The sequence below is a fragment of the Parapedobacter sp. genome, from assembly GCF_035556095.1.
GTDB lineage: Bacteria > Bacteroidota > Bacteroidia > Sphingobacteriales > Sphingobacteriaceae > Parapedobacter.
Genome location: NZ_DATMFT010000018.1, coordinates 85,131 through 100,114 on the forward strand (window position 1 = coordinate 85,131; position 14,984 = coordinate 100,114).

Consider the following 14,984-nt stretch of genomic DNA (forward strand, 5'->3'; position numbering starts at 1 on the left):
TGTCAAACTTTATAATGTCAATTGAAAGCCCAGAGTGACTGATCGCTGGGCCGGAAATTCCGCATTGGGATATAGTGGGTTTACGCCACTTCGGTTCTTCCGCCAAAGGATTCCAAGGTTTTGGGCATTTATGGTTAAGCGGAGGCTTTGGAAGGATAATGCTCCCACCTTTTTCCCGTCTATTGTATAACTGAGATTAATATCGCGCAACCGGATATGGTCACTGCTTTCCACCAGTACTTCGGAATAGGTATAAAAATCAGCAAGATTTGCATGGTAACGCTCCACCCGGGCCGGGACATCCGTGAATGCTTCGTCTCCCGGTTCCTGCCAACGCCTGAAGTAGTCCTGGTGGTATCTTGGCGTAGTTAAGTATTCTCCCCCGGGCACCATGGACGTTCTCCTAAACAACCCGCCTTGGCTAAAGGAAATCATCGCACTCAAGTCGAATCCTTTAAACGAGAAATCATTTCGGAGCGAGCCAAACAAAGGCGGCACCCCGACGCCCATCAACGATAAATCGTTAGGGTCGAAATTCAGAATATGCTCGTCGTAGTCTACATTTCCGTCTTCGTAACCGGGAAGGTCCGGTAGCCCGGTATTTCCGTTAAGACCATACCACGGAAATGCATAAATCGCGTCCAAGGAACGTCCGACAACCGGAGGCCTGCCATTGAGAAAGAAATAATCGAATACATTTGCACTTTCCGGGGTGTCGTAGGATACTATTTTGTTGGACGAATAATTCACCATCACAACACTTTTCCAATGAAACCCTGCTTTCCTGATATTCAGGCTGCTGATCTGCAGATCAAGGCCACGTGTACGCATACTGGCGTAATTGCGTCGATAGTTCGGGCCGGCACCTGTCGTAGGATCGATCATGAAACTTCCCAGCAGGTCTTTTGCATCTTTGTTATACCACTCTACGCTCCCCGAAAGGCGCTCCTCTTTCATCCCCCACTCCGCTGCAAGGTTCAATGTATTAACCGTTTCCCATCTCAAACTCGGATTGCCGGGATGGAGCAGATCAGCATACGGTAAACCGGTATCCGAATTGATCCGGAAGGAAACGGTTGGGTAGTGCCCCTGCGATTTATCGATAATTCCGCCACTCCCGTAGGTCGCTTTTAAGCGTAAACGGGGAAATATCCCATCTTTATTGTAGAATTTCTCTTCATCGATACGCCAACTCACGCCCGAAGACCACAGGACTGTACCCCGCTGATTCGTTTTCACCCCCAGTAGGTTGCTGCCGTCCCACCTTACACTACTGGAAATGATATAACGGTCCAGATAGGTGTATGCTGCATTTGAAAAGTAAGAAAGATTCCTATTAAGTCTCCTTTCCACGCTACCCTGACCACTCTCGACCCTGGCACTTCCACGGGGCAATACCGGATACCATGTCGTAAAATCGAACGCCTGGGTTCCACCCAGGAAATCGTTACTGAAATTATATAGCCTCAAGCCGGGTGTTTGCGATATCCGATGCTCGGATAACTCGATCCCGGCCAACGCCGACAGGCGATGTGAACCGCTCCATTCCCGTTCCTGATTGAGCAACACCCTACCGGAATGGGTGGAATATGCATTGTTTGGCATGACGTCGTTTATTCCACCGTGGGGAATAACCTGTCTGCCATCGGGCTGCGTGAATCTGTTGATCAAATCCCTGACATAGAAACTCCCTGGATCATAGTAGTTGCTTCCCCCGGATTGACCTGACAGGAACCTGTAATTGGCCTTTACATCCAGCCAATTCAAAATTCTGTAGTTGAAGCCACTGGTCACCCTCACTTCCCTGTCATCACTTATCCGATTGCGCAATTCCATTTCTTCAAGCGGATAATACTGCCAATTCACCAATCCCTTTTCAATCGCGTTTTCCGAATAGGAGAACCGTCTAGAATAATAACCCGTCGGTAAAGGAATGCCTTGTTCATCCGCTAACAAAAGATAAGGCTCGGTTGCGCCATTACCAATCGCCGTATAGGTCAGTCCGTTGTTTACTGCGGATTTGGACGTGTACCAGATTCCGGCTTCTATGGAGATTTTTTTATTTATCTTGAATTCATTCCGCATGTTCACGTTTACCCGCCTGCTTGAATTGCCGATAACATTCCCTTTGTTATTGTCATAATTACCGGCCAGATAATAGGTGTATCGCTCACCGCCGCCACTACCATTTACCGCATATTGCTGCGTCAACCCGGTCTGGTATAGATAGCTGCGCGCTTGCTGTCTCAGGTCGGCTTGACGATACTGGTTACGCATATAATCGAATGCCTCGTCAGTAATAAGACCATCCCGTTTTTTGATTAGCATTTCCACATACAGTGGGAGGTATATAGATTCATCCTCCACGTACCCGCCTTTGGAAAAAAACTCTTCCTGGATTTTCATCACCGTCTCGGAGGGGAGAAAATTGCGTGAGTAAAACAAGTCCGGGCTCTCCAAAAAAGAGGTATTCGCGACAAGGTTTACGGTGAAGGGCTGGTTGCGGCGTCCTTTTTTTGTATTGATGACGATAACACCGTTTCCAGCACGTGCACCCCAGATCGAAGCTGATGCGGCGTCTTTGAGGACGGTTACACTTTCTACATCATTTGGATTTATGGTTGAGATGTTCCCGTCATAAGGGAAATTATCCACGATAACGAGGGGGTCAGACCCGGCTTCAATAGTTGAAAGCCCCCTTACGCGCAAACGTGGCGCAGCAGAACCGGCGTTCTCTCCGGTTACCAAACTTCGATCGAATTGCAACCCATTGGTCACCCCTTCCAGCCGATCCAAAATATTTGTGCTTGCACTCCTACTGAGTGTTTGTTGGTCTATATGCGCAAATGAGCCGGTAGCCCTTTCGCGGGGTATTTCGTAGTAACCGGTATTGACAATGACTTCCTGCAATACGGCTGACGACAGGGTCAGGTATAACGTAAGGGACTTGCCCATGGCAGCCAGCGTAAATTCTTGGCTTTCGTAGCCAAGATGTTTCGCGATAAAGGTGTCTGCCTGATGTTGGATTGCTATATGGAAGTATCCGTTGGAATCCGAGACGTCTATCCGTCCGCTATTTGTACTTTCTATATTGACTCCCGCTAACGGGAGCTTTGTGTCGGATGCCAGCACCCGCCCTTGGTATGGTTGCGCTGCTGCGGTAGCCGTTAAGACAATCACGAAGATAATAGTTAAATATATTGGTTTCATAAGCATTTCTCTAAATTGTTCTGCGTTGACTGCCTGACTGTGATCACGGGTACGTAGGTCTCGCGGATTGAAAGAGAGAGTCTATAGCGTTTAAGTGCGTTAACAATGACATTGTCGTCACCGCACGTATCATTTGGCAGGTCGAAACAGACGAAGGTACCCGACGGAATACCCGTACTGTCTATAACCGCATTGATGGTCAACGGCGATAATCTGTTGTATATTTCCTTTAAGAAAACCTGTTCGAAATGTTGCCGCTGATAATGCGACGGTGTGTCCACCAGCCGCCGGCCTTCGTCGTTTGCGTTCAATAGTGCCAGCGTTTCCTGAGGGCTTCCGATGGTTTTTAATACCGCATACCGGTGCTTCATCGCCGGTTCAACCGCGATATCAACGCCGAGATGTTTTTTAAAAAACATCGTGATATCACGTCTGGCCATTTTGAATACTTCCCTTTGCGGAGTATCGTCCGGGACCCTGAGATTATAACTGTATGTGTTTTCTTCAAGCCATTTCATCCGCCTTAAATAATGCTGGAGATCGTTTGTTTTATCGTATCCCGGGCGGTCCGCGAACAATCTCTTTCTTAATCCGGAGTCTATGCACCAGTAGATGCCATTTGTTTTATCCAACTTTGGCATGATAGCGGTCGAGAACGCATCGAATATCAGGTCTTCAAGGGTCCGGTTTATGGAAATTACCGCGACGGTATCATCCTGCGTGCTGATCTCCATCTTGCGCCCGGTGCCATAATTAGGAATGTATCCGCCAATCGCAGAATATGGCGAAAGGCGTTGGTATACTTTTGTGAAACCATTGTCAGGCAGGAACAGCGATTTTGAGCGGTCAATGGCTCCTACATTCCCAGATTTCATCTCGATATCCACGGGTTCGCCCTCATAAAACCGTAGGATGTTCTCTTCGGTCACGTAGGCAATCTTTGGCTTTGCGGCAACTCTTCCATCTTTTATCCAAACCACATACGGTATGCCGTTTCTCTCACCATTGCGGAATACCCCGTCGAAAAAGAACTTATCTCGGTCTATTACCGATGCAACAGGCCAGTTCTTACTTTTCATGAAGTTGGCCAGTGATTGGTTATCAATGGCCTCGTGGGAAGCTATGGGAATCAACGCGACTTTACCAGGGTATCTTTGTTGGATGGCAGAAAGCTTTTCTATGGATGCAATGCAGGGACTGCACCATGTAGCCCAGAAATCAAGGATGATTAGTTTCCCCCGGTAATCATCGAGCGTGACCGTATCTCTTCCGCCAATGGGCGAATGGTTTACCACTTGCAACGGATGGTGCCAAAGCCATTCGGGGATGGTGTCGCCGATTTGCAGCGGTTTGATTTCTGCAACTGCCGTAGCCGCAGGCTCCGCCTGCTGGGCGGAGACCTGCTTCACGGCATACAAACACATGCTCATCAGTACAGCCATTAGGCTGATGTATCGTATATAATGGTGTTTCGGTTTATGTTTGGTTAGGGCATAGTGATCCCCTAAGCGTAATTTTTGCTTCATTTTGTTTCATAATTCAATTCGTGATTTGATTATTAATCCGGCTTTTTCGGCAATCTGAAACTGCAGAAAAGCGTGAATAATGAAAGCTATATTGGTTTCTTCGGCTTCTTGGGGTACAAGCGGTCATACGCGGTAAACGCGCATCGGGTATTTGCCCCGCTTCGGGAAGCTGGTAGTATGTTGGATGTATTGGCTCTGGGCTTGGTTGTCATTGCTCGCTTGTTTAGCGAGTCTCACTTAAATAAAGAAGGGGCGCTCCGCCTTGCCTTATCCCTCCGGGCCTAACACCGTTGAACTCAGCAGAAACGATAGCGCCCACATTCTTAAAGCCACAAAGGTAGCACATTAAGAGATGCAGGCATAATCTATCGCTCTCACCGTTCGAAAACATTGTTAGGCAATGAGGGAAGTGAGACTCTTTAATTATACCCTATACTTAATAATATTTACTTAACTAATTTTTAATCATAAAATATCTACAAATAATTTGATAATGCAATTATAAAAACAATAGCTGATATAAACAAATAACAATAGCTCGTTTTTTCGAGTTGTATGATGTTTTAATTCGAGGTTGATTTATATATGGAGAACAAATCAACTGAAAGCAAGAAAAAACAGGAAAATCCGCTACATTTAAAACTGAGAAAAGCGATAGGAAACGCTTTTCAAAAGCTCAGAAAAAATGCAGGATATACCAGCTACGAAAAATTCGCAAACGCAAAGAAGCTCAACAGAGGGATGTATGGGAGATATGAAGCTGGTTCTGTAGGGATGAAAGTCACAACGCTGCTTGACAATGCGGCAGCCCACGGCCTGAAAGATGAAGACGTATTCAACAAAGATTTTCTAGCACTTGGACGGTCCGACGAGGAAAACGCGCTGGCCGAGAAGAGTACCAATCACTTGATTGACCAACTTAGGCACCAAGTTAAACTGGTCTCTGACGAAGCAAAAGCATACAGTTTCGATGATGACGATATAAAGGATATGCACAACATACTTGTGGCGGGGTGGTCCCCATTATCTAAGCGTGAGCTGCTAAAGAAAGTCGGCCTCAACTCCAAGACACCGCGTTTTGAAAACATGCTGGATTTCCTGAAAGGAGAGTCCACAGGCTGGATGACGATGACAAATTTAGCGAATCCCAACGATCCCGGGCAAAGATATTACACAACACAAACTGGAAAGGATGCCCTGGCTGCTCATGAACCCGCTGCAACGAGACCGGAACCGTTGCCGAAATAAGAAAAGCCACACCGGTGAAGGTATGGCTCTGTTGTATTCCCGTATGGTTCTATTTATTCCTGATTCTACTTGACTTTCAATTCAGCTTTAACTTTCTGCACAAAACTCAAAGAAACGGATGCCAATTCCGCAATTTTTACATCATCGAAATCGGTGTTGAACAGTAAGTTTTTTACAAATTGGAAACCAGCTTCTTCCTTCCCTGCTTCCCTCGCTTCCCTCCGTACCGCGTTAAACGCATTCTGCGTATCCCATTTAGCTTTTAAACTTGCTTCGTATGCCATACGTTCCTCTTTTCTTAATTTTGCTACTTCCGATATCTTAAAGATAAGCTGAAAAACCCGCTTATCCAAAAATGTCGGAACCTTATCCAGCGTGCTCATATGCTTCAACAGATACATCCACTTATCCGTATCTGTAAGCAGATCACCTTCTTCCTTTGCAAAGTTAGGCAATTCAAGAAATTTAAAACCCAGTTTATTGTAAACCATTCATGCAGCTGTTAAACAAAATGCATGAATGCTCCATTATGTCGCTAAAGAACAATTAATGTTATAATGAAAAACTTTTCCTGACGTCTTTTCCACTAAGGCAATATCGTGGAAATACCTGCCCTGTTCATCCACATCCATAGGGAACTCCAGAATGCCGATGAAGTAAACTTCAGGCAGTTCATAATTGTTGGATTCTTTGCCCTTTTTCAGCAACCGCTGGATGAGCCGCGAGATGTAAAACAGCGCCCTGTCCTTGAAGAAATCCTGACGGATACGCTGCATCTCAATGATGAAATATTCCCCGTTATCGCCGCGGCAATGCAGGTCGAATACAACACGTTTGTCCTTGTCATCATCACCATCGTGTTCATTAGGCGCATATTCGAGATCTACAATATGCTTCTCTCCTTGGAAAAGGTCGTTGAGAAACGCTTTCAAGATCTCCTTGTTGGGTTCCTGCCCAAAAAGATAACGGAAGCCCCAGTCCGTAAGTGGATCGATGAATCTGCCTATTTTAGGTTCTTTTGAATCGGCCATGCGTAAAGATAAAAATTTTAGCTTAATTTTTAAAGATAAAGAGATTACGTACCTCAGGGGGTTATTAGAAAAGCAATAGAAATACACTTGCCAAAAAGGAACGCGGCGAATAGGTAAGGAATATTTAGTAATTTTGAACTATGGGATATTTAATCGTGCATCCGGACAGTAGCGAGAAGCTAACGGCAATCAAGGCCGTATTGAAAGCCCTAAAGGTTGATTTTGAAGAAAGCAAAACAACTTACAATGCTGATTTTGTTGCGAAAATGCAGGAAGGCGAAGAGGATATCAAGGCGGGTCGTACAGTGAAAATGACACTGGACGAGTTATGGAAATAGAATTCACCCAACGTGCATTCCGGCAAGCCCGAGCCGCTCAAACATAAATATTCAGGAAAATGGTCAAGACGCATAAACCGTGAACACCGTTATGTATATCAGGTGCGCGGTGATATTGTATATGTCTTTTCTTTGAAAGGGCATTATACTTAAAATTGCTCCACACCCTTTAAAATAAATGGAGTTATGAACCCGACAGCATCTTTGGTGGAATACATCGCCGAACTCGAAGCCAAGGTAGCGAGGTTGGAAGGGAAATTGTGGGCATTATTGCGACAACACATCGGTTTTGTAATATTTATTCCTGAACCAGAAGGCAAGATTTACCAGCGCGATCAATGCGGGGACCTCCACCAAAGGACCAATGACCCCCGCGAAAGCCTGCCCGCTGTTGATGCCGAAGACGCCGATAGCCACCGCAATGGCAAGCTCAAAGTTGTTTCCGGTAGCGGTGAATGCGATTGCCGTATTCTTGGAATAATCGGCACCTATGCGCTTACCCATGATGAAACTGAAAACGAACATGACAGCAAAGTAAATGGCCAGCGGGATGGCGATGCGCACAACATCCATGGGAATCTGTACGATCAGCTCACCTTTCAAGCTGAACATAACCACGATCGTAAACAGTAAAGCGACATCCTTTTGGCTTAACGCTGGCCAACCACCTCTTTTACGAATTTATCGGCGTAATCTCTAATCATGTCCCTCACGCTTCGGAACTGGTCCATCACTTCTTCGGGCGTTCCCTGCGCCTTTGCCGGATCGGGGAAATTATGATGGAATTTTTTTGCCCGTGTTGGAAACACCGGACAGCTCTCTTTTGCATTGTCACACACCGTGATTACGTAATCGAAAGCAATTCCATCATACTCATCCACATGGTTTGAGGTGTGGTGGGAAATATCGACCCCATCTTCCGCCATCACCGCTATGGCTTTGGGATGCACACCGTGTGTCTCAATGCCCGCACTGTAAACCTCCGCGCGGCCCCCGGCGAAATGCCGCAGGTAGCCCTCAGCCAACTGGCTCCGGCAACTGTTGCCTGTGCAGAGCACCAATATCTTCTTTTTTTCCATATCAGCAGCAACCTTCATTTGGTGTGCAGCAAGGAGAAACGGCAACCGGAGTGCCGCACGCATCCTGCGCCAGGCAAGCAGTTGCTTTGTTCCTTAACACAAAATGCTGCCCATTGAAATCCAAATCGTATTTCCCAATGGTGGTGCTTTGGTATTCCACCTCGATTTCGGCATCCTCCAAACCCAGTTTTTCTTCTGACAGCTGGATAATGCGGCGTAGCTTGCCGGGTTTCAGTCGGTGCTCGTAATCATCGGCATTCCAAAGCTGGAAGTTGACTACCTTTTCGTGGCGGATCACGCCGCCGCAGTCAATGAAATCCTTGGTGACCATACCGACCTCGGTTACATGGAAGTGTTCAGGTACGAATGTGCCGTCTTCCAGTTGGAATTTCATGTTGTCCAGTTCGGGAAGCAGTTGCTTTATTGCAGATAGTCTCATGGTATTAAAAGTTATATTTCCGATTTAATTTTATCAGTATTGTTATAATGCATTATTACGATATATAAATCCAAAAAAATCAGCAGCACTTCTCCCCGGCTACATCCTGTGAAAAGAAGGCGTCAAGTTCGCTTTTCACGGACTGCCATATACCTTCATCGATGCAGTAGCAAACGCTGGTGCCCTCGATGTTTCCCTTGATAATGCCGATATTCTTAAGCTCCCGGAGATGTTGCGAAATCGTGGCCTGCGCTAGGCCGAGTTCCTGTACCAAGTCGTTGCAGATACAGGCATTCTGCTTGATGATATACTGCAGGATAGCAATCCGGGCTGGATGTGCCAATGCTTTCAGCGTAACCGCCAGCCTATTCTGCTGTTCATTGAATATTTCTGATCTGGTAATACCCATTGTACCTCACTATTACATTGCAATATTACGATTAATACTTCAAAATCGCAAATCAATCACCAACAACATTGCGCAGCTTCATTCCAGAAGGCACGGGCCTCAATTCTCAAACCGTCCGTAGAGCTTACAAATTCGGAAAAGCACCGCCTGTATGTCGCGGCTCTGCAGGAAAATACTGGTTTGCAGCAATGCTTGCTTACTGCCAATATCCTTACGGCGGATGATGTCCAGCTCATTCCCGAAATGGGTATTGATAAACTCGCGGATCTCATTGCGGCTCAAGCGAAGCAGTGGTACATCCGGCCCATCCTCTTCATTGAGTTCATTGGTAGCCAACCGGAAGAACTTGTCCATTTTACCTGCCAGTACCTCTAGCGTATCGATAAATCCACTGGCCAGAGGTTCATGTAGGTTCTCGATATACTGAAGACTTTCAGCACTCAGGAACTTGGCCGATTGGAGCATATCCTGTATCAGATCGGAGCCATGTACAATCACCTCAGCCGAGCGGCGGTCGGCAGCCCCGAGTTTCCGGATGGCCCGGAGGCTGTTCCGCTTCAGTTTGTATGAGTACTTAATGAGGTCCATCAGCTCCTTGTCCGTCTTCTTGATGGCTGAAGCGTCGCCACTACGGATGCCGTTTAGCACCGTACCGTAGTGGCCAGAGATTTCGATGATCATCGTTACCAACATGTTCTTGCTGCGGATGTATACGTCGAGGTCGGGCTCTTCCAATAAGCTGAGCCTGCTCTTTTCGATCTTTGATTTCTGTTCCTTTTTAGAGAAAGTAATGTTTGAAATGATGATGTAAGCGAGTACAATACCCATCAGCACCGCCGTAGCGACCACCCCTTGGTAAATCACAAACACAAATAAGCCGGCTACCGAAAACGCAATCAATGCCGTGATGAACCACCCCCCGATTACGCTGAGTACACCCGTAACCCGGTAAACCGCCGATTCACGGCCCCAGGCCTTATCGGCCAATGAGGTACCCATGGCCACCATAAAGGTCACGTAGGTGGTCGATAGCGGCAACTTCTGCGAGGTGGCCCACGCAATCAATATACTCGCCAATATCAAGTTGGTGCCTGCCCTAACCAAATCAAATGCCGGCGCGTCTTCCCCCACCTGCGTTGCCTTTTGCAGTTTATCCCGTTCAAAGCTCAGGTTGTAACGACGCTTAACGTTGCGCGGTATTACCGCATCAAACACATTGCCCAACATCATGGCGGTCTTTACCACCCGTCGCGAAATGTTGTTTGGTTTAAACCGCTCGTCGCTGCCGTCATCGCCCTGCTTGCCGAGGTTGATTTCGGTCTCAGTCACCTTCTTCGCCTTCGCGCTCAACCACAAGGTCAGCGCCATCACCGCCCCTGCTATGCCTAGCATGTAATTCGGTACGATGATGTCGCTATTCGCTAAGTAGTCCTGGTACAGCGCATCGGCCGCCACACCACTCCCCACCCAGTTCTGGTAGGCCAGCAAGCCCGTAATCGGTACACCGATGAAGTTCACCAGGTCGTTTCCAGCAAATGCCATCGCCAAGGAAAAGGTTCCGGCCAGCACGACAATCTTGAGTGGGTTTATACCGAACTGGCGCTGGAGCAGATAGCAAAGTCCTATCGCAACGGCCAAAATCGCCAGCATAACCGTCACGATATTATTATTTATGTGGTTTACCCACTCCCCCTCCAACAAGTTGGTTCCCTTCAGCCCCTTAATCAATAAAAAATAGATAATGACGACTATGCCGATTCCGGAGAAAAGGACACCAAGGCTTTTCAATCGCTTCTCGTATTGAAAAGTAAATGCGGAGCGCATGATGAACTGTACAATCACTCCCGCGGTAAAGGCAATCAAAATAGAAAGAAATATGCCTGAAACGATTGAAAACGTGCTATCGGTATTGATGTATTTCATTACCTCACCGATTGACTCCCCTTTCTCGGCCGCAAATAGAAAGCCCATAATCATCGAAGCACCGAGCAACTCGAATACGATGGAGACTGTGGTCGAAGTAGGGAGGCCTAACGAGTTAAAAATATCAAGCAATACGATATCGGCGAGCATCACGGCGAGGAATATCCACATCACCTTATCAAAGGTGAAATGTTGCGGCTGAAAAATCCCTTTCCGGGCAATTTCCATCATACCGCTCGAAAAAAAACACCCAACCAATATACCGGCCGCTGCAATAAGGATAATATTCCGGTAGGTCGTTACTTTGCTCCCGATGGCTGAATTCAGAAAATTGACAGCATCGTTACTGACACCTACAATCAAATCCGCAATAGCCAACACGAGCAGTACCGCAATAATAAACAACATGTATTCCATAGTAATTTCCAATTACGGATAACGGCCCCAAAAATGTAAAGTTAATGTGTATTAACCGTTGTGTTAATATTAAGTTAATGTTAACAACCCCGACGCTTGCTGCCGGTCTATTTACCCGAGGTAATCGGCCTGCCGCATCAACAGCGCCCGGTATTTGTTAAAAACAGCCGATTTAGAGACAAAGCCCATGTATTTCCCATCTTGGTCTACCACTGGCAGAATCCAGATGTCTTCGCGGTTCATCTTGTTCATCACCACCTCCATGTTAGCTCCCATCTGCACCGTATCCACGGGCTTCTGCACCAAATCCGCAATCGCTTTGTCTCCCTCATTCGTTTCGCCCAACAGGATCTCAAATAAACGCTCGCTGTAAATGATTCCCATCAGCTTACCCCCGTCATCCACCACCGGAAAAATATTCCGCTTCGTATGGATGATGTCATACCGCCTATCTGCCGGTTTCTCCCACGGGTGGAGGATCGTGAAGTTCGTTTCCAGCACGTAGCGGAGCTTCATCATGCTCAGCACCGTACGATCTTTGTCTTCATGAGTAAGTAAATCCCCCTTTTCTGCCAATGCCTTGGTATAGATGGAGTGTTTCATAACACTGCGGTTGATGAGGTAGGCAATGGATGTTACGATCATCAACGGCACCATGAGGGCGTAGCCGCCGGTTATTTCAGCACTCAGGAAAATACCCGTAAGGGGTGCGTGCATGATGCCACTTAACGCAGCCGCCATTCCCGCCACGGAAAAATTAGCAACATCAAGGGTTACCCACCCCGTCAAGTTTAATCCGTAGGCAAAGGCAAAGCCCAATAAACCACCCATCACTACCGTGGGCCCGAATATGCCGCCATTGCCCCCGCTGTTGAGTGTTACAAGCGAAGCAAACGATTTGGCAAATACCGTAATAATTGCATAGCAAACGATCAAATAACCGTAAGAACTGTATTCCGAAAAGATGCTGTTTTCAAGCAGTGCACGGTGATTCCCGTCCAGAATCTGTTGGATGGCCAAATACCCCTCGCCATATAGCGCGGGGAAAAGGAAAATGAGTAACCCCAATAGCAGTCCACTCAACCACACTTTTCGGTATGGGTTGGCGATGCGCGCAAACCATCCGTTCACTGCAGTACTCAGTTTCGCGAAATAGATAGAAAACAAGCCGACAACGACCGCGAGCATCACATAGAAAAACAGCGCGTTCAGGTCCCAATCGTCGGTAAGCAGGTGGAACAGTGGCTCGCTGTACAGCAAACGCGATATCACGGAAGCCGTCGCTGCCGACATGAGTAACGGGATGAATGCCGGTATCGAAAATTCGGGCAGGAGGATTTCTATCGCGAAAATCATCCCCGCCACAGGGCTGTTAAACGCCCCGGCAATACCGGCCGCGGCGCCGCATGCCAGCAACAGGGTCACCTCGCGGTAATTTAGCCCGAACACACGGCCGATGTTAGAGCCAATTGCCGAGCCGCTGTTCGCAATGGGTGCTTCCAACCCGGCCGACCCACCAAACCCAATGGTCAGTGCACTGGTAATGATCTGCGAATACATGTTGTGGGGTTCGAGCTTGCTCGATTTACGTGATATGGCATACATAATTGGGGTCATACCGTGCGCCATGTGTTTGCTTTTGATAAACCGCCTTACGTAAACCACGCTAAGCAGGATGCCCACCAGTGGAAAAAAAAGGTACAGGTAATATTTGTATTCCCATTGTACTCCGTCCTGCAAAAAGGATGCGATGGAATGTGTGAGGCCTTTCAGTGCCGCTGCCGCGAGGCCGCCAATAATACCAACCACAACGGAAAGAATAACCAGAAAATTCCGGTTTGATAACCGTTGGATCCGCCATTGGTTGAGCTTTAATAAATATTTGCCGCCTCGCCTCATATGACCAACAAAGCTAATCATATGGTACCAAAAAGTGCGGCGCTATATTAACTTAATAACAAAATCACCCTTCAATCAGCATTCCCGAGTCGGTTTAGTTGATTAAAAACTCCACTCGGCGATTCTTCGCTTTACCAACTACTGTTACATTATCTGCTACGGGTGTGCTTTCGCCCTTCCCCTCCGCAACCATTCCATTGCTCACCGCGAACTCCTGCACCAAGGCTTGTTTCACGGCCTCTGCCCGCTGCTCTGAAAGCCGTTGGTTTAAATCCTCAGCCCCGTCGCTATCAGTATGGCCAATAATGGTGACGGATTTCCCGGGTTCCGACTTCAGTGCATCGGCTATTTCCTTCAATATCCCGTAGGATTCCGGTTTGATATGTGCCGATCCTGAGCTGAAAGTAATTGCCGAGGTCGTAAACGTACCCGAAGAAAGCAGTTTATTACGCGTATCAGGCTTACCAACGGCATAACGGATATTGCTTAGGTAATAATTATCGGAATCCGTATTGTTGTTTACAAAAAATCGAGCGCTCGTCAACTCCGCGGTCTTTTCAAAGGCATTTGTTAAGTCCAACACCTTCTCTTCATTGGCAAAAACCTGTAGCCGCCTACCCATCCGTGCGATGGAGATACGGATCGGCACATTTATACCGTCGGAGTTGATTAACAGGCCAGCTTTATACGGTGTCGAGTAGTTGAGGGATTTGTCCGCAGCTACGGCTTTCCTACCCGTAATGAAGGGCCCGCCATCGCTCCCGATTCCGGAGAACTCAATCCCCGTGTAATTGTCAGCCAATTTTTGGAGAAAGAAGTATCCGGGGGTGCCTGTCCAGTCCATCTTAGCTTCAGGATTGGCAATATCAGAAAACACCAGCGCTAGCAGTCGTGCGTTGCTATATGTGCCAAATGCGAAATCGTACATCAGGTCAAACTCAAGGGTGAAGTTTTCCGGGAAATCCCGCAAATATTCGGGAATGAAATTTCCTGTGGTCTTGTTGAACCATACCCAGTTCCCCTCCATTCCCTCGAAGTTAACTATTTCGGAAGTGCCGGTACTTATCCAAGAAGCGGGTAAATCACCTACCGCGTCCTGGGAAAAATCATCGAAAGCGATGATTTCCTCACCCGGCACAAAGCTGAATTTGCTGTACCGCTGCAAACTAGCAGTAGAAGTGTCAGCGTTACCTAGTGGCAAGCCCTCAGCTTCGCCCGCACGGGATTCCCTATTAGCGTCTTTTCCTTTTTTTTGAGGCTGGCCTTTCGTTTTTCCATCCTTCTCAGACTTAGCGATTTCACCGGGCGTTTCCTCCACTTTGTCAAGTCCCTTATCGATCGCCTTATCAATCTTTCGCTCAATTCGTTGGCTAGCTTTCTGTTCCACTTTCTTTTCGATTTTTTTTCCCATGTTTTTCCAAATCTGCGCTTCGGCAGAAATGAAAGTTCCTAACAATAGGACTAA

General features: G+C 47.2%; 12 protein-coding genes and 2 pseudogenes. 4 read left to right on the forward strand and 10 right to left on the reverse strand.

All coding sequences use genetic code 11. From position 1 onward, the window contains the following. Nucleotides 1-9: 9 nt before the first annotated feature. Both VNQ80_RS08815 and VNQ80_RS08820 read right to left on the reverse strand, forming a co-directional pair. A complete protein-coding gene (locus VNQ80_RS08815) occupies nt 10-3,210 on the reverse strand; it encodes a SusC/RagA family TonB-linked outer membrane protein (protein ID WP_325637568.1) in 3,201 nt (1,066 codons plus the stop codon). Further along, nucleotides 3,207-4,736, reverse strand: a complete 1,530-nt coding sequence (locus tag VNQ80_RS08820) for a TlpA disulfide reductase family protein (protein ID WP_325637571.1) — start codon at nt 4,734-4,736, stop codon at nt 3,207-3,209. The genes VNQ80_RS08815 and VNQ80_RS08820 overlap by 4 nt, the downstream gene beginning before the upstream one ends. 72 nt (nt 4,737-4,808) lie before the next feature. Here VNQ80_RS08820 and VNQ80_RS08825 point away from each other — a divergent pair, with 72 nt between their 5' ends. Next, a complete protein-coding gene (locus VNQ80_RS08825) occupies nt 4,809-5,021 on the forward strand; it encodes a hypothetical protein (protein WP_325637574.1) in 213 nt (70 codons plus the stop codon). A 300-nt stretch (nt 5,022-5,321) separates the two neighbouring features. Beyond that, nucleotides 5,322-5,984 carry a helix-turn-helix domain-containing protein gene (locus VNQ80_RS08830; protein ID WP_325637576.1) on the forward strand — a complete coding sequence of 221 codons (663 nt, stop codon included), beginning with the start codon at nt 5,322-5,324 and terminating at the stop codon, nt 5,982-5,984. Between the two features lie 65 nt (nt 5,985-6,049). On the opposite strand, the pseudogene VNQ80_RS20950 reads toward VNQ80_RS08830, so the two are convergent. Then, nucleotides 6,050-7,015, reverse strand: a pseudogene (locus VNQ80_RS20950) (Rpn family recombination-promoting nuclease/putative transposase). 140 nt (nt 7,016-7,155) lie between these two features. On the opposite strand from VNQ80_RS20950, the gene VNQ80_RS08845 reads away from it, so the two are divergent. Continuing rightward, nucleotides 7,156-7,353, forward strand: coding sequence for a DUF2683 family protein (locus VNQ80_RS08845; protein WP_325637582.1), 198 nt, complete (start codon nt 7,156-7,158; stop codon nt 7,351-7,353). 12 nt (nt 7,354-7,365) lie between these two features. Continuing rightward, on the forward strand, nt 7,366-7,506 hold the full coding sequence (locus VNQ80_RS08850; RefSeq protein WP_325637584.1) for a Txe/YoeB family addiction module toxin: 141 nt from the start codon (nt 7,366-7,368) through the stop codon (nt 7,504-7,506). Nucleotides 7,507-7,620: 114 nt separating this feature from the next. Here the strand turns inward: VNQ80_RS08850 and VNQ80_RS08855 are convergent. The 7 genes and pseudogenes from VNQ80_RS08855 to VNQ80_RS08885 all read right to left on the reverse strand — a co-directional run. Beyond that, nucleotides 7,621-7,992 (reverse strand): annotated as a pseudogene (locus VNQ80_RS08855) (arsenic resistance protein); the annotation flags it as partial. 11 nt (nt 7,993-8,003) lie between these two features. Next, a complete protein-coding gene (locus tag VNQ80_RS08860; protein ID WP_325637586.1) occupies nt 8,004-8,432 on the reverse strand; it encodes an arsenate reductase ArsC in 429 nt (142 codons plus the stop codon). A 1-nt stretch (nt 8,433) separates the two neighbouring features. After that, nucleotides 8,434-8,871 carry a DUF6428 family protein gene (locus tag VNQ80_RS08865; protein WP_325637588.1) on the reverse strand — a complete coding sequence of 146 codons (438 nt, stop codon included), beginning with the start codon at nt 8,869-8,871 and terminating at the stop codon, nt 8,434-8,436. 79 nt (nt 8,872-8,950) lie between these two features. Next, on the reverse strand, nt 8,951-9,280 hold the full coding sequence (locus VNQ80_RS08870) for a metalloregulator ArsR/SmtB family transcription factor (RefSeq protein WP_325637590.1): 330 nt from the start codon (nt 9,278-9,280) through the stop codon (nt 8,951-8,953). Nucleotides 9,281-9,379: 99 nt separating this feature from the next. Then, nucleotides 9,380-11,620, reverse strand: a complete 2,241-nt coding sequence (locus VNQ80_RS08875; RefSeq protein ID WP_325637592.1) for an inorganic phosphate transporter — start codon at nt 11,618-11,620, stop codon at nt 9,380-9,382. A 111-nt stretch (nt 11,621-11,731) separates the two neighbouring features. Continuing rightward, on the reverse strand, nt 11,732-13,519 hold the full coding sequence (locus VNQ80_RS08880; protein WP_325637594.1) for a chloride channel protein: 1,788 nt from the start codon (nt 13,517-13,519) through the stop codon (nt 11,732-11,734). Between the two features lie 94 nt (nt 13,520-13,613). Next, nucleotides 13,614-14,930, reverse strand: a complete 1,317-nt coding sequence (locus VNQ80_RS08885; RefSeq protein ID WP_325637596.1) for an OmpA family protein — start codon at nt 14,928-14,930, stop codon at nt 13,614-13,616. Nucleotides 14,931-14,984 lie beyond the last annotated feature (54 nt).